21 protein-coding genes are annotated in these 22,727 nt (G+C 44.4%); 17 read left to right on the forward strand and 4 right to left on the reverse strand.

What is annotated here, in order from left to right; all coding sequences use genetic code 11:
- The 14 genes from dnaA to IGJ01_RS00070 all read left to right on the forward strand — a co-directional run bounded on the left by dnaA (window position 1) and on the right by IGJ01_RS00070 (window position 16,275).
- Complete coding sequence (gene dnaA, locus IGJ01_RS00005; RefSeq protein ID WP_005232925.1) at window positions 1-1,338, forward strand: chromosomal replication initiator protein DnaA; 1,338 nt, start codon at window positions 1-3, stop codon at window positions 1,336-1,338.
- A gap of 159 nt (window positions 1,339-1,497) precedes the next feature.
- Window positions 1,498-2,628, forward strand: a complete 1,131-nt coding sequence (dnaN, locus tag IGJ01_RS00010; RefSeq protein WP_194187794.1) for a DNA polymerase III subunit beta — start codon at window positions 1,498-1,500, stop codon at window positions 2,626-2,628.
- A 222-nt stretch (window positions 2,629-2,850) separates the two neighbouring features.
- A complete protein-coding gene (yaaA, locus tag IGJ01_RS00015; RefSeq protein WP_008376781.1) occupies window positions 2,851-3,090 on the forward strand; it encodes a S4 domain-containing protein YaaA in 240 nt (79 codons plus the stop codon).
- A complete protein-coding gene (gene recF / locus IGJ01_RS00020) occupies window positions 3,077-4,189 on the forward strand; it encodes a DNA replication/repair protein RecF (RefSeq protein ID WP_005232923.1) in 1,113 nt (370 codons plus the stop codon). The genes yaaA and recF overlap by 14 nt, the downstream gene beginning before the upstream one ends.
- A 5-nt stretch (window positions 4,190-4,194) precedes the next feature.
- Window positions 4,195-6,144, forward strand: a complete 1,950-nt coding sequence (gene gyrB, locus IGJ01_RS00025) for a DNA topoisomerase (ATP-hydrolyzing) subunit B (protein WP_005232922.1) — start codon at window positions 4,195-4,197, stop codon at window positions 6,142-6,144.
- A gap of 23 nt (window positions 6,145-6,167) precedes the next feature.
- A complete protein-coding gene (gyrA, locus tag IGJ01_RS00030) occupies window positions 6,168-8,693 on the forward strand; it encodes a DNA gyrase subunit A (RefSeq protein ID WP_008376777.1) in 2,526 nt (841 codons plus the stop codon).
- Window positions 8,694-8,956: 263 nt separating this feature from the next.
- Window positions 8,957-9,256, forward strand: a complete 300-nt coding sequence (gene rpsF / locus IGJ01_RS00035; RefSeq protein WP_005226363.1) for a 30S ribosomal protein S6 — start codon at window positions 8,957-8,959, stop codon at window positions 9,254-9,256.
- A gap of 43 nt (window positions 9,257-9,299) precedes the next feature.
- Window positions 9,300-9,824 carry a single-stranded DNA-binding protein gene (gene ssb / locus IGJ01_RS00040; protein WP_005232920.1) on the forward strand — a complete coding sequence of 175 codons (525 nt, stop codon included), beginning with the start codon at window positions 9,300-9,302 and terminating at the stop codon, window positions 9,822-9,824.
- A 23-nt stretch (window positions 9,825-9,847) separates the two neighbouring features.
- Entirely contained in the window at window positions 9,848-10,084 is a 237-nt protein-coding gene (gene rpsR / locus IGJ01_RS00045; protein ID WP_005226367.1) for a 30S ribosomal protein S18, read from the forward strand.
- A 239-nt stretch (window positions 10,085-10,323) separates the two neighbouring features.
- Window positions 10,324-11,772, forward strand: coding sequence for a DHH family phosphoesterase (locus IGJ01_RS00050; protein WP_430601275.1), 1,449 nt, complete (start codon window positions 10,324-10,326; stop codon window positions 11,770-11,772).
- A 15-nt stretch (window positions 11,773-11,787) separates the two neighbouring features.
- Window positions 11,788-12,240 carry a 50S ribosomal protein L9 gene (rplI, locus tag IGJ01_RS00055; RefSeq protein WP_005226371.1) on the forward strand — a complete coding sequence of 151 codons (453 nt, stop codon included), beginning with the start codon at window positions 11,788-11,790 and terminating at the stop codon, window positions 12,238-12,240.
- A gap of 108 nt (window positions 12,241-12,348) precedes the next feature.
- The gene (gene dnaB, locus IGJ01_RS00060) at window positions 12,349-13,719 is read left to right on the forward strand and encodes a replicative DNA helicase (RefSeq protein WP_005226374.1); all 1,371 of its coding nucleotides are present in this window, start codon (window positions 12,349-12,351) and stop codon (window positions 13,717-13,719) included.
- Between the two features lie 247 nt (window positions 13,720-13,966).
- Window positions 13,967-15,259: an adenylosuccinate synthase gene (locus IGJ01_RS00065; protein ID WP_005232916.1), complete on the forward strand. Its 1,293-nt coding sequence runs from the start codon at window positions 13,967-13,969 to the stop codon at window positions 15,257-15,259.
- Between the two features lie 140 nt (window positions 15,260-15,399).
- On the forward strand, window positions 15,400-16,275 hold the full coding sequence (locus tag IGJ01_RS00070) for a DegV family protein (protein WP_008376769.1): 876 nt from the start codon (window positions 15,400-15,402) through the stop codon (window positions 16,273-16,275).
- Between the two features lie 99 nt (window positions 16,276-16,374).
- Here IGJ01_RS00070 and IGJ01_RS00075 read toward each other — a convergent pair whose 3' ends face one another.
- Window positions 16,375-17,997 (reverse strand): ABC-F family ATP-binding cassette domain-containing protein, encoded by a 1,623-nt coding sequence (locus IGJ01_RS00075; protein WP_005226380.1) that lies wholly within the window; start codon window positions 17,995-17,997, stop codon window positions 16,375-16,377.
- A 208-nt stretch (window positions 17,998-18,205) separates the two neighbouring features.
- Here IGJ01_RS00075 and IGJ01_RS00080 point away from each other — a divergent pair, with 208 nt between their 5' ends.
- The gene (locus IGJ01_RS00080) at window positions 18,206-19,024 is read left to right on the forward strand and encodes a ZIP family metal transporter (protein WP_005232914.1); all 819 of its coding nucleotides are present in this window, start codon (window positions 18,206-18,208) and stop codon (window positions 19,022-19,024) included.
- A gap of 57 nt (window positions 19,025-19,081) precedes the next feature.
- Here IGJ01_RS00080 and IGJ01_RS00085 read toward each other — a convergent pair whose 3' ends face one another.
- Window positions 19,082-19,285, reverse strand: coding sequence for a hypothetical protein (locus IGJ01_RS00085; RefSeq protein WP_008376766.1), 204 nt, complete (start codon window positions 19,283-19,285; stop codon window positions 19,082-19,084).
- 151 nt (window positions 19,286-19,436) lie between these two features.
- On the opposite strand from IGJ01_RS00085, the gene IGJ01_RS00090 reads away from it, so the two are divergent.
- Complete coding sequence (locus IGJ01_RS00090; protein ID WP_016611671.1) at window positions 19,437-19,838, forward strand: DUF4809 family protein; 402 nt, start codon at window positions 19,437-19,439, stop codon at window positions 19,836-19,838.
- A 106-nt stretch (window positions 19,839-19,944) separates the two neighbouring features.
- Here IGJ01_RS00090 and IGJ01_RS00095 read toward each other — a convergent pair whose 3' ends face one another.
- Window positions 19,945-21,189, reverse strand: a complete 1,245-nt coding sequence (locus tag IGJ01_RS00095) for a glutamate-5-semialdehyde dehydrogenase (protein WP_430601276.1) — start codon at window positions 21,187-21,189, stop codon at window positions 19,945-19,947.
- Entirely contained in the window at window positions 21,186-22,001 is an 816-nt protein-coding gene (gene proB / locus IGJ01_RS00100; RefSeq protein WP_008376761.1) for a glutamate 5-kinase, read from the reverse strand. Before proB ends, IGJ01_RS00095 begins: the two co-directional genes overlap by 4 nt.
- Before the next feature lie 188 nt (window positions 22,002-22,189).
- On the opposite strand from proB, the gene IGJ01_RS00105 reads away from it, so the two are divergent.
- Window positions 22,190-22,699: a dUTP diphosphatase gene (locus IGJ01_RS00105; RefSeq protein ID WP_005232909.1), complete on the forward strand. Its 510-nt coding sequence runs from the start codon at window positions 22,190-22,192 to the stop codon at window positions 22,697-22,699.
- Window positions 22,700-22,727 lie beyond the last annotated feature (28 nt).

Genomic DNA, 22,727 nt, shown 5'->3' on the forward strand with positions numbered 1-22,727 from the left:
ATGCCATCTGCTGATTCTATTTGGCAAGATCTTCAACGTTCCTTTAAAGAAGAGCTGAATCCGGCCAGTTATAGTGCTTGGATCGAGACTGCCAATGTCTTGTCGTTTGAAAAAAATCAGCTGCTGATCGAAGTACCCAGCGATCTTCATAAATCTTATTGGGAAAAAAATCTAGCTGCCAAAATTGTTGAAATGGGATTTATGAAAACTGGTGAAGAATTGATTCCTAGTTTTGTGACTGTCGAAGAAGCAGAAGCTTTAAAAACAGCCCCTTCTACTATTCAAACAGCTGCAAAAGAAAACGAGCGGCCGCCGAAATCGATCTTAAATGAAAAATACACATTTGATACCTTTGTCATCGGGAAAGGCAATCAGATGGCCCACGCTGCTGCTTTAGTTGTTGCAGAAGATCCTGGGTCTATTTATAATCCGCTGTTCTTCTATGGTGGCGTTGGTTTAGGGAAAACCCACTTGATGCATGCGATCGGTCATCAAATGTTGCTGAAACGTCCCAATGCCAAAATCAAGTATGTTAGTAGTGAAAATTTCACCAATGATTTCATTACTTCTATTCAAAAGAACAAAATGGAAGATTTTCGAAACGAATACCGCAATGTTGATCTTTTGCTAGTGGATGATATTCAATTCTTAGTCAATAAAGAAGGAACCCAAGAAGAATTCTTTAATACCTTCGAAGAACTGTATCGCAATAATAAACAGATCGTCCTCACAAGTGATCGTTTGCCAAATGAGATCCCGACTTTACCAGAACGTTTGGTTTCCCGTTTTGCTTGGGGCTTGTCCGTTGATATCACCCCGCCGGATCTAGAGACGCGGACTGCGATTTTGCGGAAAAAAGCCGAAGCCGAACGCTTGGAGATCCCCGACGATACGCTAAGTTATATCGCTGGACAGATCGATTCAAATATCCGGGAACTTGAAGGAGCACTCGTGCGGGTGCAAGCTTTTGCTACGATGCAAAACTCAGACATTACAACGAGCTTGGCAGCTGAAGCCATCAAAGCCTTGAAATCAAGCCATGGCTCGACCCAAGTTTCGATTTTGCAGATCCAAGAAGAAGTCGCAAAATACTATCACATTCATGTCAATGATCTAAAAGGGAAAAAACGGGTCAAAGGCATCGTTGTCCCACGGCAGATCGCGATGTATCTCTCTCGAGAATTGACCGATAGTTCTTTACCAAAAATCGGCGGCGAATTTGGTGGCAAAGACCATACCACGGTCATTCATGCCCATGAAAAAATTCAGCATTTAGTCGAAACAGATCCCACGATCAAAAATGAGATCGCTGAAATCAAACAAATCCTCTTCAGCTGATCTGTGGATAAGAAAAGAAGAACCAAAAAAGTTGTCCACAAGTTATTCACAGGCATTTTCGTTAGTCTAATCACTCTTTTCTCGAGTTATCCACATTACTAACAAGCCTATTACTACTATTACTTTTATTTAATAACTATAAATTAAAGGAGTATCGCTATGAAGCTAACTTTAAACCGAACAGAGTTCATGCAAGAATTACAAACTGTCCAACGGGCGATTTCAACCAAAACCACCATCCCGATCTTAACCGGAGTAAAATTGTCCCTTTCAGAAAAAGGATTGACCATGACTGGGAGCAATGCCGATATTTCCATTGAAACTTTTTTAAGTGTGGAAAACGAAAAAGCGCAAATGCAAATCGAAAAAACAGGAGCAATCGTTTTACAAGCACGTTTCTTCAGCGAAATCGTTCGTCGTTTGCCTGAAAGTACCTTAACGTTAGAAGTTTTAGACAATAATCAAGTAGCGATCACTTCTGGAAAAGCCAACTTTACCGTCAACGGCTTGGATGCCGATAGTTATCCACATTTACCAGTTGTCGAAAGTCAAGATTCGATCGTGATTCCAGCGCACGTGTTGAATAAGGTTGTTAGTGAAACGGTCTTTGCGGTTTCGCAACACGAAAGCCGTCCAATCTTAACTGGGGTCCACTTTGTCTTAGAAAATCAAAAATTATTAGCTGTTGCAACGGACTCACACCGTTTGAGCCAACGGGTGATTCCCTTGGAAAGCGGGGAAACAGCCTTCAATATCGTGATTCCCGGCAAAAGCCTAACGGAACTTTCTCGTTCCTTAACGGATGAAGAAGAAGCGATCCAAATCAGCATTATGGATAACCAAGTGTTGTTCCAAACGAAAACTATGAAATTCTATTCTCGTTTATTGGAAGGAACTTACCCAGATACCAACCGTCTGATCCCTTCAAGCTTCAATACTGAAATTGAATTTTCTGTGCCAGAATTGTTACAGGCTATCGAACGGGCGTCATTGCTTTCCCATGAAGGCCGAAACAACATCGTTCGTTTGGCGATCTCCGAGGAAGCTGTTGTCTTATATGGAAACTCACCAGAAATCGGGAAAGTGGAAGAAGACCTTTCTTTTGAAAAAGTGACCGGCGACCCATTAGAGATCTCTTTCAATCCTGATTATATGAAAGCTGCACTACGAGCATTTGGTGACACCAGCATCGTGATCCGCTTTATCTCAGCGATCCGTCCCTTTACGTTGGAGCCAACAGAGAGCAAAGGCAGCTTTATCCAGCTGATTACACCGGTGCGCACCAACTAGTTTTTCATGTCTTTTGAAAAAAGTTGAAACAATCATCTGAAAATGAATAAATGAGTTAAAAGGGCTTAAAATCGTTTTTAAGCCCTTTTTTCTATTTTGGCTTCTTTTTTGTCTAAAAGCAGTAAGTCTTCTGAGAATGAAAAATATGCCGATGAATTTGTTTTCTTGGCAAAAAAAGAGTATAATAGAGCTAAACGCTCTTTGATAGAATTGAGGGGAATTATGAAAATGCAAATACCGTTAGAAACGGAATATATGACACTTGGACAAATGCTCAAAGAAGTCAGTGTGATCAGCAGCGGCGGCCAAGCGAAATGGTACCTTGCAGAGCACACCGTTTTTGTCGACGGCGAGCCGGAAAATCGACGAGGGCGCAAATTGTATGCGGGAATGCGTGTTGAGCTACCTGATGAAGGTACTTTTTTTATGGTGAAGAAGGAAGACGCAGATGCGGCTGAATGAGTTGCATTTAAGCAATTATCGGAACTATGATTCGCTGACACTGACTTTTGAGAAAGGTCTGGTCATTTTTTTAGGCGAAAATGCGCAAGGAAAAACCAATATTTTAGAAAGTATCTATGTATTGGCGATGACCAAAAGCCACCGCACCTCCAGCGAGCAAGAACTTATCCGTTGGGACACGGAAGGTGCGCGGATCTCTGGCAGTGTCAGTCGGGGACGCTCAACGATCCCGTTAGAACTGTTTTTGTCAAAAAAAGGACGAAAAACGAAAGTAAACCACATTGAGCAAAAAAAGCTCAGTAGTTACATAGGGCAGCTGAATGTCATTTTATTTGCTCCAGAAGACCTCTCCCTTGTAAAAGGAAGTCCCCAAGTCCGCCGCAAATTTCTCGATATGGAAATTGGGCAGATCGATCCAATTTATCTCTATGATCTCGTTCAATACCAATCCGTTTTGAAACAGCGCAATCAATACTTAAAACAGCTGAATGAAAAAAAACAGACCGATGAGATCTATTTAGATGTTTTGACGGAACAGCTGGTGGCTTTCGGCAGTAAAATCATTTTAGCCAGACAACGGTTTGTTCAGCGCTTGGCGTATTGGGCAAATCAGCTGCACCAAAAGATCAGCCAAGGAAAAGAAACCTTGCAGATCGACTATTTATCAAATGTGCCCGGTGAGGCGACCTCGCTGGAGGAGATCCAACAGCAATTTGTCAAAGCCTTGGCACAAGTCAAAGACCGTGAACGATTTCGGCAAGTCACGTTGGCAGGCCCTCATCGAGACGATCTGGATTTTTTGATCAATGAGAAAAATGTTCAGACCTTTGGTTCGCAAGGACAGCAGCGAACAACGGCCCTAAGTGTCAAATTGGCAGAAATCGATTTGATGAAAGAAGAAACAGGGGAATATCCCGTCCTTTTATTAGATGACGTCATGAGTGAGCTGGATGATTCCCGACAACTGCATTTATTGGAAACCATTGAAGGAAAAGTTCAGACCTTTCTGACAACGACGACATTAGAACATGTGAAAGACAAAATGTCTGTGGAAGCAGAGATTTTTTATGTAGAGCAAGGACATATTAAAGGAGAATAGACTGAATGACAGAAGAAGAAAAAAGCTTAGTTGAACGTGCGAAAGCCTATGATGCCAGTCAGATCCAAGTGTTGGAAGGACTAGAAGCCGTCCGCAAACGACCTGGGATGTACATTGGTTCTACCAGTTCAGAAGGTTTGCACCACTTAGTATGGGAAATCGTCGATAACTCGATCGACGAAGCACTAGCAGGCTTTGCCTCAAGTATTCAAGTGATCATTGAACCAGATAATAGTATTACGGTCGTCGATGACGGTCGGGGGATCCCCGTTGATATCCAAGCCAAGACAGGCCGTCCAGCGGTAGAAACCGTCTTTACGATCCTGCATGCCGGCGGGAAATTTGGCGGCGGCGGCTACAAAGTATCTGGTGGACTACACGGGGTAGGTTCCTCCGTCGTTAATGCGTTGTCCACGACTTTAGACGTAAAAGTCTATAAAGAAGGCAAAGTGTATTATCAAGAATACCATCGTGGAGCAGTCGTTGATGACTTAAAAGTGATTGATGAAACCGACCGCCACGGAACGACCGTCCACTTTGTTCCAGATCCAGAGATCTTTACGGAAACAACGGAATTCAATTTTGATAAATTAGCGACGCGGGTTCGGGAATTAGCCTTCTTGAACCGTGGTTTAAAAATCTCGATCGAAGACAAACGGGAAGAAAAACCCGTTTTGAAAGAATATCATTACGACGGCGGGATCAAGAGCTATGTGGAGCATTTGAATGCGAGTAAAACAGTGATTTTCCCAGATCCGATCTATTTAGAAGGAGAACAACAAGGAATCACGGTTGAAGTCTCCATGCAATATACCGATAGCTACCATAGCAACCTGCTAAGTTTTGCCAACAACATCCATACCTATGAAGGCGGAACCCATGAATTCGGGTTTAAGACTGCCTTGACCCGGGTGATCAATGATTACGCCCGCAAGTCAAAATTGATGAAAGAAAACGACGAAAACCTGACCGGAGAAGATGTTCGGGAAGGATTAACGGCGGTTATCTCCATCAAGCACCCAGATCCTCAGTTTGAGGGACAAACGAAAACCAAATTAGGAAATTCCGAAGTGCGGACAGTCACTGATCGTCTCTTTTCCGAACATTTCACGAAATTCTTGATGGAAAACCCGAATGTGGGTCGTCAAGTCGTGGAAAAAGGACTTTTGGCATCAAAAGCCCGTCAAGCAGCCAAACGTGCCCGGGAAATGACTCGCCGAAAAGGTGCGTTAGAAATCAGTAACTTACCTGGGAAATTAGCCGACTGTTCCAGTAATGATCCAGAAAAATGCGAATTGTTTATCGTCGAAGGAGATTCTGCCGGCGGTTCAGCAAAACAAGGCCGCAGTCGGGAATTCCAAGCAATCTTACCGATCCGTGGGAAGATTTTAAATGTCGAAAAAGCCAGCATGGACAAAATCTTAGCAAACGAAGAGATCCGTTCATTGTTTACAGCAATGGGTACCGGGTTTGGTGCTGATTTTGATGTAGCAAAAGCCCGTTACCACAAGCTAGTCATCATGACCGATGCCGATGTCGATGGTGCCCATATCCGGACCCTACTCTTGACGCTGTTCTATCGTTATATGCGTCCCATCGTTGAGGCCGGTTATGTCTATATCGCACAACCGCCATTGTACGGTGTCAAACAAGGGAAAAATATCCATTATATCCAACCCGGCAAGAATGCCGAACAAGATTTGAAAAATACGATTGAATCACTACCTGCGACACCAAAACCAACAGTTCAACGATACAAAGGTCTAGGGGAAATGGATGACCACCAGTTATGGGAAACCACGATGGATCCTGACAATCGGATGATGCTGCGGGTCAGCGTAGATGATGCCATTGAAGCCGATCAAATTTTTGAAATGCTGATGGGGGATCGCGTCGAACCAAGACGGGCCTTTATCGAAGAAAACGCGCACTACGTGAAAAATCTTGACATCTAGCCAATCGTAGAGGAGGAAACAGCTTGAGTGAAGAAGCAAAACAAAATATTCATGACGTCAATCTGACCAGTGAAATGCGCGAGTCCTTTATCGATTATGCAATGAGTGTAATTGTTGCTAGGGCTTTACCAGATGTGCGGGATGGCTTAAAGCCGGTTCACCGCCGAATTTTATATGGAATGAATGAATTAGGGGTCACACCAGACAAGCCCCATAAAAAATCAGCCCGGATCGTCGGCGATGTCATGGGGAAATACCATCCCCATGGTGACAGTGCGATCTATGAATCAATGGTGCGGATGGCACAGCCCTTCAGCTATCGCTACATGTTAGTCGATGGCCACGGAAACTTTGGCTCAGTCGATGGTGACGGTGCCGCTGCGATGCGGTATACCGAAGCCCGCATGAGCAAACTGGCGATGGAGATGCTGCGGGACATCAACAAAGATACTGTTGATTTCCAAAGCAATTATGATGATACAGAACGAGAACCAGCGGTATTACCAGCACGCTTCCCGAACCTTTTGGTCAACGGGACGACGGGGATCGCTGTTGGGATGGCGACCAATATCCCACCTCATAACTTGAATGAAGTTATTGCAGCCATCGATCTATTGATGGAAAATCCAGAAGTCACGACAAGTGAATTGATGGAAGTCCTGCCGGGACCAGATTTCCCAACCGGCGGGATCGTTATGGGAAAATCCGGTATTCGCCGTGCCTATGAAACAGGGAAAGGTTCGATCACTGTTCGCGGAAAAGTCGAAGTGACTGAAATGCCCAACGGTAAAGAACGGATCTTAGTGACTGAATTGCCGTATATGGTCAATAAAGCGAAGTTGATCGAGCGGATCTCTGAGCTGCACCGTGACAAACGGATCGAAGGAATCACCGATCTGCGGGATGAATCGTCTCGTGAAGGCATGCGGATCGTTATCGACGTTCGTCGCGACGTCAGTGCGTCGGTGATCTTAAACAATCTCTACAAAATGACTGCACTGCAATCTTCTTTTGGCTTTAATATGTTAGCCATTGAAAAAGGCGTGCCGAAGATTTTGAGTTTGAAACGAATTTTAGAAAATTACATCGAGCATCAACAAGAAGTGGTAACTCGTCGGACACAGTTTGATAAAAACAAAGCAGAAGCCCGTGCCCACATCTTAGAAGGGTTACGGATCGCATTGGATCATATCGATGAGATCATTGCTTTGATCCGGGCATCAAATTCTGATGATGAAGCAAAAAATAGCATGATGGAGCGCTTCAAATTGTCCGATCGCCAAGCGCAAGCAATTTTAGATATGCGTTTGCGTCGCTTGACCGGTTTGGAACGCGACAAGATCGAAAACGAGTACCAAGGTTTGTTAGAATTTATCGCTGATTTGACAGACATTTTAGCAAATCCACAACGAGTCCTAGAGATCATCCAAACGGAGTTGCAAGAATTAGGCCAACGCTTTGGCGATGATCGCCGGACTGAATTATTGGTTGGGGAAGTCTTAAGTCTTGAAGATGAAGACTTGATCGAAGAAGAAGAAATCGTCATTACTTTGACGAACAATGGATACATCAAACGAGTAGCTAAGTCTGAATTCCGTGCACAACGTCGCGGCGGACGTGGCGTTCAAGGAATGGGGATCCACGATGAAGACTTCGTGAAGACGTTGATTTCTTGTTCGACTCACGACACATTACTGTTCTTCACCAATAAAGGGAAAGTTTACAAAGCCAAAGGCTATGAAATTCCTGAGTATGGTCGGGCAGCCAAAGGTATCCCTGTGATCAATCTGCTAGGGATCGATTCTAGCGAACGGATCGAAGCGATCATTTCGGCTTCTGGTGGGCCTCAAGAAGGACGCTACTTGTTCTTCACGACGCGTCTAGGTGTGGTCAAACGGACCTCAGTGACGGCCTTTTCAAATATCCGTGCCAATGGTCTGATTGCGATCGGTCTTCGGGAAAATGATGAGTTGGTTAACGTGATCGAAACCCATGGCGAAGATGTCGTGATCATCGGCACCCACGATGGCTACTCTGTGACTTTCAAAGAAGCCCTTGTGCGGGATATGGGCCGAACAGCTGCTGGTGTGCGAGGCATTCGTCTAAGAGATGGAGACTACGTCGTAGGTGCCGCTGTGATCACAGAAGACAGTGAAGTCTTGGTCATCACTGAGAACGGCTATGGCAAACGCACCAAAGGCTCTGAATACCCAATCAAAGGTCGTGGCGGAAAAGGGATCAAAACAGCCAACATTACGGCGAAAAACGGTCCATTAGCCGGCTTGACGACGGTCAGCGGTGAGGAAGACATCATGGTGATCACCAATAAAGGCGTCTTGATTCGTTTCAATGTAGCGACTGTTTCCCAAACTGGTCGGGCAACCTTAGGGGTTCGTTTGATGAAGATGGAAAACAATGCCAAAGTAGTGACGATGGCAACGGTTGAACCGGAAGTCGAAGAAGAACTAACGACTGCCGAAGAAACAGCGGGACAAGACGTGCCAGTTGTGGAAGAAACAACGGAAGACACCACGGATACACAAGAATAAGCAATACATTTTCTAGGAAGACAGCAACCTGCGAACCTGCAGCTTGCTGTCTTTTTACTCTTTTTCAAAAAATCGGCAGCAGCTGACGTATTTATCAGTGTAAGCGATTGTTTGCAGTGATGGGTAGATGCAGGGACGCAAAAAAATAGCTTGCAGTAGGGACGAAAAAAGTGTATAATAATTATTTGTGAGTAGTCTAATTAGACCACTCTCTCTGCTCCTAGAAAACTAGGGGCCAAAGTCCACAGGGAGGTGAAAAATCAATGGAAAACACGAAATATGAGATCTTATATATCATTCGTCCAAACATTGATGAAGAAGCAAAAGCCGCATTGATCGCTCGTTTTGACTCAATCTTAACTGATAACGGCGCTGAAGTTATCGAATCAAAAGATTGGCAAAAACGCCGTCTAGCGTATGAAATGGATGGATTCCGTGAGGGTATCTATCACATCGTTAAAGTTTCTTCTTCAACAACTGCAAGTGCAATCAACGAGTTTGACCGTCTTGCGAAAATCAATGATGACATTATCCGTCACATGATTGTCAAAGAAGAAGCATAATATTGTTTCACATGAAACAAAAGCGATGAGGAGATGATGAACTTTGATTAATAATGTTGTACTAGTAGGAAGACTAACCAAAGATCCTGATTTACGTTACACTTCTAATGGCACTGGTGTCGCAACCTTTACCTTGGCGGTAAATCGCAATTTTACCAACCAAAGTGGAGAGCGCGAAGCTGATTTCATCAACTGTGTTATTTGGAGAAAACCAGCGGAAACATTAGCAAACTATGCACGCAAAGGAACTTTATTAGGGGTTACTGGACGTATTCAAACCCGTTCATACGACAACCAACAAGGCCAACGTGTTTATGTAACAGAAGTCGTTGCTGACAACTTCCAATTATTAGAATCGCGAAATGCTTCCGAGCAAAGACGCACAACTGATAGCGGATCTGGCAGCAGCAATACGTATAACTCAAATAGTTCTTCTGGATTTGGTAACAATAACTCAAATCAAACTCAATCCTCTCAACCATCAGGAATGCCTAATTTTGATCGAGACAACTCCGATCCATTCGGAAACTCATCAATCGACATTTCAGACGATGATTTACCATTCTAAGAAATTGATAGGAGGGAAATAGGATGGCACAACAAAGAAGAGGCGGACGCAAACGTCGTAAAGTAGACTACATTGCTGCAAACCATATTGAACATATCGATTATAAAGATATTGAATTACTAAAACGTTTCATTTCAGAACGCGGTAAAATTTTACCACGTCGTGTAACTGGTACTGGTGCGAAAAACCAACGCAAACTTACCATTGCAATCAAACGTGCGCGTATTATGGGATTACTTCCATTCGTAGGCGAAGAATAAATCGAATGATTTTCATTGACAAGTTTCTTTTGAAGCTTGTCAATTTTTTTATCTACTGAAGAAATACTTGTTATTTTATATACAGATAAAATAACGAGTGACAGAAATTTTCCCATGATTATCTCACCAAAAAAGTTTCACGTGGAACTTTTTGCATCAATCGCCTATTTGATTGTTTTGTGGTAAAATAAGGAACAAAGCTTCAAAAAAATGGGATGATACATTGAGGGGTAAAAAAGATGGCAGCAATTGGGTTGATTTCAATTGATAATTACGATGATTTGATTGAGAAAAAAGACGACAAACAAGTTTCTTATTTGAACTCGCTGATCACGACACTGATTTCTGATTGGGCAAGTGAGAATCATGTTTTTTACAAACGAATCAATTCCGAGCGGTTTCTTTTCGTCGCGAAGTATTCAGATATTGAGCGGATGAAGGAAGAAAAATTCCAATTTTTGACTAGAGTACGGCAAGTTGCGGAAAAAAATGATCTGGCATTAACGATCAGTATGGGAATCTCCTATGGGGAAGAGTCTTTTGAAGAGATTGGTGAAGTGGCACAAAACAATCTCGACATTGCGTTAGTTCGTGGCGGCGATCAAGTCGTTTTAAAAGAAGCCAAAGAAGAAGCAAAACCGCAATTCTTTGGCGGTAATACGGATGGTACGCCGAAGAGAACGCGTGTTCGTTCTCGTGCCATGAGTACGGCGTTGAGAAAGATTTTTGCTGAAAACCAGCGGATCTTTATCATGGGACATCGTTACCCGGACATGGATGCTTTAGGTTCGGCTTTTGGGATGGCTTACATGGCGATGATGAGCGACAAAGAATGCTACATCATTTTAAATCCGAAAGAGATCACCGCCGACATTCAGCGGGCATTGGAAGAATTGAAAAAATACCCCGAGCTGGAACGATTTGTGATCACTGGGGAAGAAGCAGTCAATTTATCAAATGAAGAAAGTGTCTTAGTGATGGTAGATTACCATAAGCCGTCGATGTCGATCTCGCAAGCGGTCTATGATGAATTTGACAAAATCGCAGTGATCGATCACCATCGTCGCGGGGATGAGTTTCCCGATAAGCCATTATTGACGTATATTGAATCTTCCGCGTCTTCAGCATCGGAACTGGTAGCAGAATTGATCCAGTATCGCGCTTCTCGCAGATCGCAAGTCCCTAAATTTATTACGACTTCTTTATTAGCGGGAATTTACGTGGATACGAAGAACTTCACGGTGCGAACCACTGGTCGGACCTTTGATATTGCTGGCTATTTGAAAAATCAAGGCGCAGATACGTCATTGGTTCAATACATGTTGAGTACGGATTTAGATTCCTATTTGATGATCAGTGAACTGGTTTCTCGCAGCCAGCATTTCCGAGAAGATATCGTGATTGCTGCAGCGGATGAAGATCGGGTGTACGATAGTGTCACCGTTGCAAAAGCGGCCGATACTCTGCTATCGATCAATGGGATCCATGCCGCGTTTGTCATTACGAAACAGCCAGGAGATTTGATCGGTATTAGTGCTAGAAGTACCGGAAAAGTCAATGTACAAACCTTGATGGAGGCATTAGGCGGCGGCGGACATTTTACCAACGCAGCCACGCAAATAAAAAACAGCAGCATTGGCGATGTAGAAAACCAGTTGCGAGCGGAATTAACGAAAAATGAACAATAACAAGGAGTGACCAAGATGAAAGTTATTTTCTTACAAGATGTCAAAGGCAAAGGCAAAAAAGGCGATATCAAGGAAGTCCCTAATGGCTACGCACAAAACTTCCTGATCAAAAACAACTTAGCCAAACCTGCCAACAATGAAAGCATGGCAGAATTAAAAGGCAAACAAAAAGCCAAAGAAAAACAAGATGCGGAAGTCTTAGCAGAAGCGAAAGAGCTAAAAGCACTTCTTGAAAAAGAAGAAACCGTCGTGAAGATCAATGCCAAAGCAGGGGAAGATGGCCGCTTGTTCGGTTCGATCCCATCAAAACAAATTGCCGATGCCTTGAACAAGCAATACAAAATTAAGATCGACAAACGCAAAATCGAATTGGATCAGCCGATTCGTGCATTAGGGTTTACGCAAGTACCTGTAAAATTGCACCCACAAGTAACAGCAACGATCAATGTTCATACCATTCAAGAATAAGCATTACTCCCAACAGTCACATGTTGGGGTTTTTTTCGGCAAACGTCCAAGCAATCTTGTACTTTGGATGGGAATCTTGTAGAATGAATGGACGAAGGAGCGAATGGCATGAATGAAGTTTGGCAAAATCAAGTTCCCCCACAAGATATTGAAGCGGAACAAGCGGTCCTAGGGGCAGTCTTTTTAGATGCCGATGCGATCATCGATGCAATGGAAGTAATCGCCCCAGAAGATTTTTATCGCCGCAGCCATCAAATAATTTTTCAAGCAATGATCCAGTTGAACGACCGTAGTGAATCGATCGACTTGATTACGTTGAAAGCAGAAATTGAAAAAAGCAACAGTCTTGAAGATGTTGGCGGTCTGACGTATCTGACTGAACTGAGTCAAGCTTCACCATCAGCAGCAAGTATTGCTTATTATGCGAAGATCGTTGACGACAAAGCCACGCTGCGCAATCTAATCCAAACAGCGAGCCGTATCGTAACCAAAGGCTTTGAACAAGATGAAGATGTACAATCGATCATTGATCAAGCAGAAAAAAGTATTTTAGAAGTATCCGAAAAGCGCAACAGCAATGGCTTCCAATCGATAGCGGAAGTCTTGAATCGGACGATCGAAACGATCGATCAGCTGGCGCAAAACAACGAAGAAATCACCGGATTACCTACGGGTTATGCAGCTTTAGACAAAATGACGGCGGGACTGCAAAAAGAAGAGCTGATTATTCTGGCTGCCCGTCCCGCGGTAGGGAAAACCGCATTTGCCTTGAATATCGCACAAAATGTCGGAACGAAAACCGATCGTTCCGTGGCGATCTTTAGTCTGGAAATGGGGGCTGAATCATTGGTCAACCGGATGCTTTGTGCGGAAGGCTCGATTGAGGCCAGTCACTTGCGGACGGGGCAGCTCTCAGAAGAAGAGTGGCGGAATTTGATCGTTGCCATGGGCAGTCTTTCTAACGCCAATATCTATATCGATGATACCCCCGGGATCAAGATCTCTGAGATTCGGGCACGTTGTCGGAAACTCGCGCAAGAAAAAGGCAATCTCGGCTTGATATTGATCGACTATTTGCAGTTGATTGAAGGAACGGGTCGCGAAAACCGCCAACAAGAAGTCTCTGAGATCTCTCGCCAATTAAAGAAACTGGCGAAGGAATTGAAAGTGCCGGTGATTGCACTGTCTCAGCTTTCTCGGGGTGTGGAACAGCGACAAGACAAACGTCCTGTTTTAAGTGATATCCGGGAATCAGGGTCGATCGAGCAGGATGCCGATATCGTTGCTTTCTTGTATCGGGATGACTACTACCGCAGTGAAGGCGACGATGACGATGAACCAGAAGAACAACAAAACAACAATGTGATCGAAGTCATTATTGAGAAAAACCGGAGTGGTGCCCGAGGGACCGTCGAACTTCTATTCATCAAAGAATACAATAAGTTCTCCTCGGTCTCGCCACGAGAAGAGTTCGGGTAAGGCACCAATGATTTGAGAAACAAAGGCTCCTGCTGCCGTCTGCATCGCGCTGATGGTAGTAGGGCTTTTTTTATGTGCCGACTTTATTCGTTTTTACGTGTATAAATAATTATTCCAAAGAAAATAGTTCGTTTTTTACCCCTGAAAAATGAGAATTTAAAACGATTATTCGATTTTAGATTGAAAGAGCTTGCGAATCTTGTTACAATACTTAAGGAATGCACTAATTAAAGAAAGAGGTCATTATATGTCATCTGTAGTAGTAGTAGGTACACAATGGGGCGATGAAGGTAAAGGAAAGATTACGGACTTTTTGAGTGAAAACGCGGAAGTCATTGCACGTTATCAAGGTGGAGACAATGCCGGCCATACGATTAAATTTGACGGTGTGACCTATAAACTGCATTTGATTCCTTCAGGGATCTTTTATGCAGATAAAATCAGTGTCATTGGAAACGGGGTCGTTGTGAACCCGAAATCATTAGTTAAAGAATTAGCATACTTGAAAGAAAACAATATAATAACAGAAAACTTGAAGATCTCTGATCGTGCACATGTTATTTTACCTTACCATATCCATTTGGATCAGCTGCAAGAAGATGCCAAAGGTGACAACAAGATCGGTACGACAATCAAAGGGATCGGACCAGCCTATATGGATAAAGCGGCCAGAGTCGGCATTCGGATCGCTGATCTTTTAGACAAAGAAATTTTTGAAGAACGTCTGCGTATCAACTTAGAAGAAAAAAATCGTCAATTCGTGAAAATGTTTGATGCAGAGCCAATCGCCTTTGAAGATATTTTTGAAGAGTATTACGAATATGGCCAACAAATCAAAAAATATGTGACGGATACTTCGGTGATCCTTAACGATGCCTTAGATGAAGGCAAACGAGTTTTATTTGAAGGGGCACAAGGCGTGATGCTGGATATCGACCAAGGAACCTATCCTTTCGTAACGTCATCCAACCCCGTTGCTGGAGGTGTCACCATCGGTAGTGGTGTGGGCCCTTCAAAAATCAACAAAGTCGTTGGTGTCTGCAAAGCCTACACCTCTCGGGTAGGAGATGGTCCATTCCCAACGGAACTGTTTGATGAAACAGGTGAACAAATTCGTAAGATCGGTCGTGAATACGGGACAACGACAGGACGACCTCGTCGTGTGGGCTGGTTTGATACCGTCGTGATGCGCCATTCAAAACGGGTCTCAGGGATCACGAACCTATCCCTTAACTCGATCGATGTCTTGAGCGGCCTAGAAACCGTGAAAATCTGTACCGCTTATGAACTAGACGGCGAATTGATCTATCATTATCCAGCAAGCTTGAAAGAGTTGAACCGCTGCAAACCAGTCTACGAAGAACTTCCTGGCTGGTCTGAAGACATTACTGGCTGCAAAACATTGGCAGATCTGCCAGAAAATGCACGCAATTACGTTCACCGCATCTCTGAATTAGTCGGTGTCCGCATTTCGACCTTCTCGGTAGGGCCAGACCGCAGCCAAACCAACATCTTAGAAAGTGTTTGGGCGCAAATTTAACCTGACGCGAAAGCATCAGAACAAGACAAAGAACTTCTGTGTCAGAAGCGGTCAACGATAAGTTTGGCTGCTTTTGATGAGAATTTCTTCTGTCTTGTTCTTTTTTTGCTATAATAGGGGGTAACGAGAGGGGTGAAACCATGTTTCAAATCATGACAGATTCCTGCTGTGATTTACCAGCAGCAAGATTAGCGGAGCTAGATGTCGCCTATATTCCAATGCTGATTGAATTAGATGGCAAAGAATATATCGATGATATGGGCAAAGAATTTGATACGGAATGGTTTTTAGGAAAACTAAAAGAGCATGCGCAACCGACGACTTCTCAAATCAATGTCGGACGTTATATGGAATATTTTCGGCCATATGTCGAAGCGGGCACACCGGTCCTTTATTTAGGTTTTTCTTCAGGAATGAGCGGCTCATTCCAAAGTGCCGTCCAAGCCGTAGCCTTACTAAAAGAAGAATACAAAGAAGTCGCGATCACCTTGATCGATACGCGCTCTGCTAGTTTAGGCGAAGGCTTCTTAGTGGCTGAAGCAGCCCAACAAAAAGCCCAAGGGCGTTCGTTGCTGGAAGTCAGCCAATGGGTAGAAGAAAATAAACTGCGTTTAGATTCATGGGTCACCGTCGATGATTTAAAACAATTGGAACGCGGCGGCAGAATCTCTAAAACAGCCGCAGCGATCGGTGGATTGTTGAATGTGAAACCAATCATTACCGTAGATACCGCGGGAAAATTACGTAGCGTTGATCGAGTGCGGGGACGCAACAAAGCGATCCAAAAAATCGTGGATCAAACCATCGCCAATCTTCACGAATCAAAAACCAATACGGTTTATTTTGCCAATGCTGGCGATGCCGAAGCAGCGGAGAAACTCATCAAGCGTTTGACCGAAAAAGTTCCTGACATTATTATTCATCATTATCCATTAGGTCCAACGATCTCCAGTCATACCGGCTACGGCTGCTTGGCGCTGTTTTCATTCGGCAAAGCCCGTTTAGAACAAGCGTAACCTGCCCAACATGCCCGAAGTATTAGACAAAATAAAAAGAACGCTCCAGTTGCAGCCTTGGTGGCAGGCAACTGGAGCGTTCTTTTTTGTAGAAGCAGATTATTGATTCATTTCTGCTACGCGTTTTTGGACATCTTTGTTTTCTAAGAATTCATCGTAGGTCGTTTCGGCACGATCCACCACGCCTTTGCTAGAGACCGCAATGATACGGTTCGCAAGGGTTTGAATAAATTGGTGGTCATGAGAAGCAAACAACAATGAGCCGGTGAAGGCCATCAAACCATCGTTTAATGCGGTGATCGATTCTAAGTCCAAGTGATTGGTTGGATCATCCAACACCAATACGTTGGCTTTTGAAAGCATCATTTTCGACAACATACAGCGAACTTTTTCGCCCCCGGAAAGAACGTTGACGGGTTTTAATACTTCATCACCAGAGAATAACATGCGACCTAGGAAGCTGCGCAAGAAGGTATTGTCGTCTTCTTCTTTGCTTGCGTATTGACGCAGCCAATCAACGATCGGTGTATCCGTATCGAATTCGCTGGTCGTATCTTTTGGCAAGTAGGCATGCTGCGTGGTGACGCCCCAACGAACACTACCTGTATCAGGAGTGATTTCCCCCATGATGACTTTGAATAGCGTCGTGGTGGTGATATCGCTATTGGCAACAAAAGCGACTTTGTCGTCTTTATTCAAGGTGAAAGAGATATTGTCTAAAATCTTTTTGCCGTCGATCGTCACACTGACATTGTCGACTTGCAGCAAGTCATTCCCGATTTCACGTTCTGGTTTAAAACCAACAAACGGATAGCGGCGGGACGAAGGTTGAATATCATCAAGGGTGATTTTATCCAACATTTTTTTCCGAGACGTTGCTTGTTTGGATTTTGATGCATTGGCACTAAAGCGTGCGATAAAGTCTTGCAGTTCTTTGATCTGCTCTTCTTTTTTGGCATTTGATTGTGATTGTAATTTCGCCGCTAATTGGCTTGATTCCAACCAGAAATCATAGTTGCCGACAAACAATTTGATTTTGCCGAAGTCTAGATCGGCCATATGGGTACAAACTTTATTTAAGAAGTGGCGGTCATGGGAAACAACGATGACAGTGTTGTCAAAGTTGATTAGAAATTCTTCTAACCAGTTGATAGATTGGATATCCAATCCGTTGGTAGGCTCATCTAGGAGCAAGACGTCTGGCTTACCGAAAAGGGCTTGTGCGAGTAAGACTTTTACCCGTTGACCAGCAGTTAGATCTTTCATCAAGACATGATGCAATTCATCGGGAATGTTCAGGCCTTGCAAAAGAACGGCTGCTTCTGGCTCTGCTTCCCAACCATCAAGTTCCGCAAATTCGCCTTCTAGTTCGGCGGCACGAATTCCATCTTCATCAGAAAAGTCTTCCTTCATGTAGATCGCGTCTTTTTCTTTCATCACTTCGTAGAGACGTTTATGGCCCATGATGACCGTTTCGATCACTGGAAACTCTTCGTAATCATAGTGGTTCTGTTTCAAGACAGCCATCCGTTCATCAGGACCTAAAGAAACGTTCCCGGTCGAAGGTTGGATCTCACCAGATAAAATTTTTAAAAAAGTTGATTTACCAGCACCATTTGCACCAATCAAACCATAACAATTACCAGGCGTAAACTTAATATTAACATCATCAAACAGTTTGCGGTCTGAAAAATGCAAACTTACATCACTTACTGTAATCAATTCTTTTCCTCACTTTATATAAATTGACATGGAGTCTCCTAGCATTATAGCGATGAATGTTGAAACTTTCAAGTAAAGCCGAGGATTTCATCGGGAAAGGCTTAGGGCTGGTGAAAGAAAAATTTTGGCTGCTGCTGCCTTCCTAGTAGAACCTGACGGCTTCCTATGCTAGAGTATTGGTAGAATAGTTAGACAAAGGAGCAGACGAATGGTGGATTGGTTGGTTGGATTGTCGCCATGGCAGCAAGCGCTGGCGGGGACAATCTTTACGTATGGTATGACGGCGCTTGGGGCAGCGCTAGTCTTTTTCTTCAAAGAAATCAATAAAAATGTCCTGAATACAATGCTGGGATTTGCCTCTGGAGTGATGATCGCCGCTAGTTTCTGGTCGTTATTAGATCCTGCGATCGCACGAGCCGAAGAAAATGGCGATATTCCGTGGCTGGTGGTCAGTATCGGGTTTGGTTTGGGCGGTTTGTTTCTTTATGCAGCAGATAAGACGCTCCCGCATATGCATTTTGGTCCGAATCATGAAACAGAAGGATTGCCCAGTCATTTGAAGCGAACGATCTTGCTGGTTTTTTCCATCACACTACATAATATCCCAGAAGGCTTGGCGGTAGGGGTAGCGTTTGGGGCGGCGGCTAGTGCCGATGATCCGCGAGCAGCGATCTTAGCGGCGCTTTCGGTAGCGATCGGGATCGGGATTCAGAATTTTCCAGAAGGCGCAGCCGTTTCGATCCCCTTGCGCCAAGAAGGGTTAAGCCGAACCAAAGCCTTTATGTATGGGCAAGCATCTGGGATCGTTGAACCGATCGCGGGTGTGATCGGGGCTTTGTTGGTAACGAGTATGTCCGCTGTCTTGCCGTATGCGTTGGCTTTTGCAGCGGGTGCTATGATTTATGTGGTGGTGGAAGAATTGATTCCAGAAGCGCAGCAAACCTTGACGAGTCGCCGCCATTTTGCGGTTTTTGGCGTCATGTTAGGCTTTATCTTAATGATGGTTCTAGATGTCGCATTAGGCTGATGGATAGAAAAAACCACCTGACTGTTGGAAAGTCAGGTGGTTTTGGTTTTCCTGCAATTAACGATAATATTTTCTTGGTTTTTGGCGAATCGAGGTTAACCAGCGAACGATCAAAACGGCCAGCAGTAAAGGAATCCCGAAACGGAAGATCAATCCGATCAACCCACCAACAATGCCTAATACGACAGATAAAACAAGAGATGCTGCGATTAAAACTGCCACGACAGTAACGATTCTTCCTAATAAACTTTCTGTATTCATAGCGACTCCTCCTAGACTTTTTTTCTTATCCTTAGCATAGCAAGAAGGAAGAAGAAAAACATCCAACTTAAGGCGGAATAATTGCTCCGCCGTGGGCCATAGGTTTTGTGATAAACTAAACATGAAGCATTCATGAAAGGAGACGAAACGAATGAACGTAGAAATCCTCACGAGCCAAGTCATCACAGAAGGAGGGTGCAATGCTTGTTTGCCTTATGAACTCAATACCTTCATGCTGCAGCTGCCAGATGGTCGTTGTTTTTCGTTAGAAAACTTGGATGTTGCTTCCTTGGTGATGCCCATCGCCCAAATCAATCAGTGGCAAACTCGCTTATTATTGGAAGAAGACGAAGGGCTGATCTATCGCAAGGGAACACAAGAAGTGATTTTCGTAGAAGGCAGCCGCCAGGATACGTTTTCCAGCAAAGGACAGACGATTGCTTGTCCGAAAAAGAGTTGTGAAGCAGACGTTTTTGCCACAACCAATCGGGTGCTGACAGAATTGTTTGGCATCGACCCGCTTTCCTTCGTTTTGCGGGCTGCACAAGCATAAGAAGACACAAAAACAACCCCTTGCACGGGTGTACCGACCTCCAAAAGTTCGCTTTTGATCGAACTTTTTGGGGGACACTACAGCAGGGGGCTGTTTTTGCATATCGTTACTTACGGATCTGTCCTTCGCCATAAATAATGTATTTGGTGGAAGTCAGTGCTTCTAACCCCATTGGCCCACGGGCATGTAGTTTTTGCGTCGAGATGCCGATCTCGGCACCAAAGCCAAACATAAAGCCATCCGTGAAACGGGTCGAGGCATTGACGTAAACCGCCGCCGCATCAACTTCTTTCAAGAAGCGTTGGGAAGCGAAATAATCATCAGTGATGATCGCTTCGGAGTGCTTCGTATTGTAGCGATTGATGTGGGCAATGGCTTCTTCTAGCGAAGCCACCACTTTGATCGCTAAGATATAGTCTAAAAACTCGGTTGCCCAGTCCTCTTCAGTGGCAAGCTGTGCATTGTTCAAAAACGCCAACGCTTTTTCATCTCCTCGCAATTCGACTTGATCGGCAAATTGCTGTTCTACCATTGGCAAAAATTCCGCTGCCACTGCTTTATGGACGAGGATCGTTTCGATGGCATTGCAGACAGAAGGGCGTTGCGTTTTTGCATTCGTGACGATCGCCAGTGCCATCGGCAGCTGGGCGGCTTGATCGATGTAGATATGATTGTTGCCGGTGCCGGTTTCGATCACTGGTACTGTGGCGGTCTCTTTGACGCGACGAATCAAGCCGGCGCCCCCACGGGGGATCAAAACATCCAAGTAATCCGTCAGACGCATTAGTTCAGCCGCTGTTTCGTGGCTCGTGTCTTCGATAAACTGGATCGCATGGCGGGAGTGTCCATTGGCAGCTAATGCCTCTTGTAAAATAGTCACGAGTACTTGATTGGAGTGGAAGGCTTCTTTTCCACCACGCAAAATCACGGCATTTCCTGATTTGAAACACAGACTAGCGGCGTCAGTGGTGACATTAGGACGAGCTTCGTAGATGATGCCGATGACCCCTAAGGGCACCCGCTGTTGACCAATCAAAAGATCGTCAGCATTGCGCCACATTTTATCCACGGCACCGATTGGATCGGACAATTGGGCGACTTCTCGGATGCCGTTAGCCATCTCTGTGATCCGTTGTTCTGTCAGCAACAGTCGATCCAGCATCGTTTGGCTGGTTCCTTTGGCTTTTGCGGCAGCTAGGTCTTGTTGATTAGCAGCTAAAATCATCTCAGTAGCTTTTTCTAAAGCATCGGCCATCGCTACCAGTAGGTGATTTTTTTCACTGGCACTCAGTAAGCTTAATGTCTGGGCGCTTGCTTGAGCTTGTTGACCGATCGTTTGCAAGTTGCTCATTGCTCATCCTCCGTTCGTTGATAAAAGTGGGTGCCGACAGGTTCCCCTGCGAGCAAGTCAAAAATAATTTTCGGCTGCTTGCCGTTAGCGAGCAGCATGTGACTGTTCAAGTCTAAGATGCGTTGGGCGGCTTTTAGTTTACTGGTCATACCGCCGGTTCCATAAGGACTGCCTTTTCCCGTAGCTTGTTCTAAAAGTTCCGGGGTGATTTCATTGATCTCGGAATACAAAACGGCATCAGGATCATTCAGCGGATTGGCGGAATAAAAGCCATCGATATCAGAAAGCATGATCAAAAGCTCGGCTTTCGTCAACTGAGCGACGATCGCTGACAACTGATCATTGTCGCCAAATTTGGTGAGATGGTCCAATTCATCTACTGCCACCGTGTCGTTTTCATTAATGATCGGGATGATCCCCATCGTAAGTAGTTGCTCTAAGGTGTTGCTAACGTTTTGACGGCTTTGGGGAAATTCGATGATGTCTCTGGTCAGCAGAATTTGTGCAGTCTGCTGGCTATAGCTTTGAAAACGCTGGTTGTAGATCGTCATCAGTTCCGATTGGCCAACGGCTGCCACGGCTTGCTGCTGTGGGATCTCCACGGGTCGTTCTTTCAAATTTAACTTGTTCATGCCAACACCGATCGCCCCGGAAGAAACTAAGATGATTTCTTTGCCTTGGTTTTGCAAAGCTGCTAAGACAAAGGCTAATTCATCGATGCCAGCTAGATTGATGGCACCATTGGGATAAATCAACGAGCTGGTGCCGATTTTTACAACGATTCGGTTTTTGTTTGAAAGATCTGCGCGCATATGCCACCGCCTATTTTTTGATATTTTTTCTATTGTACTCGCAAACGGGCGTTTCGTCATGCTCTTTTTTCTTTTTGAGCTATTTTAAACGAAGAAATTGTAAAGACTTTTCGATAATTGTGTTTTCCATGAAGAAAATAGTTCTTCCTATGCTAAAATAGCTATATGTTTTATTATTGGAGGAACCCATGAAATTACGAGGATTTGAAATTATTACATCATATAAAGAAAAAAGCATCACCTTGCCTCAACGTGCCACCCATCATGCGGCTGGTTATGACTTTGAAGCCGCGGAAGAAATCGTGGTGCCAAGCATTTGGAAAGCGGGCGTGATCGATGGGGTCAAAGCGCTTTTTGCGAAAGAGACCGCAAAACAGTTGAAGCCAACCTTGATTCCCACTGGGATCAAAGCCTATATGGGGGAAGACGAGTATTTGCAGCTGACAAATCGTTCCAGCAATCCTTTGAAACGTTTCTTAGTCTTGACGAATGGTGTCGGCGTCATCGACAGCGATTACTATGACAATCCAGATAATGAAGGGCATATTATGTTCCAGTTTACTAATTTCGGCCCCACAGATGTCGTCATTAAAAAAGGCGAGCGGATCGGCCAAGGAATTTTCTTGCCGTTCTTAAAAGCTGATCAAGATACAACCACTGCCAGCCGAACCGGCGGCTTTGGCTCCTCGAATCAGTAAATCCTGCCTGGGGGTCTGTTTGATAGAA

Origin of the sequence: Enterococcus sp. AZ089, assembly GCF_050547225.1 — a bacterium.
Classification (GTDB): domain Bacteria; phylum Bacillota; class Bacilli; order Lactobacillales; family Enterococcaceae; genus Enterococcus_D; species Enterococcus_D entomosocium.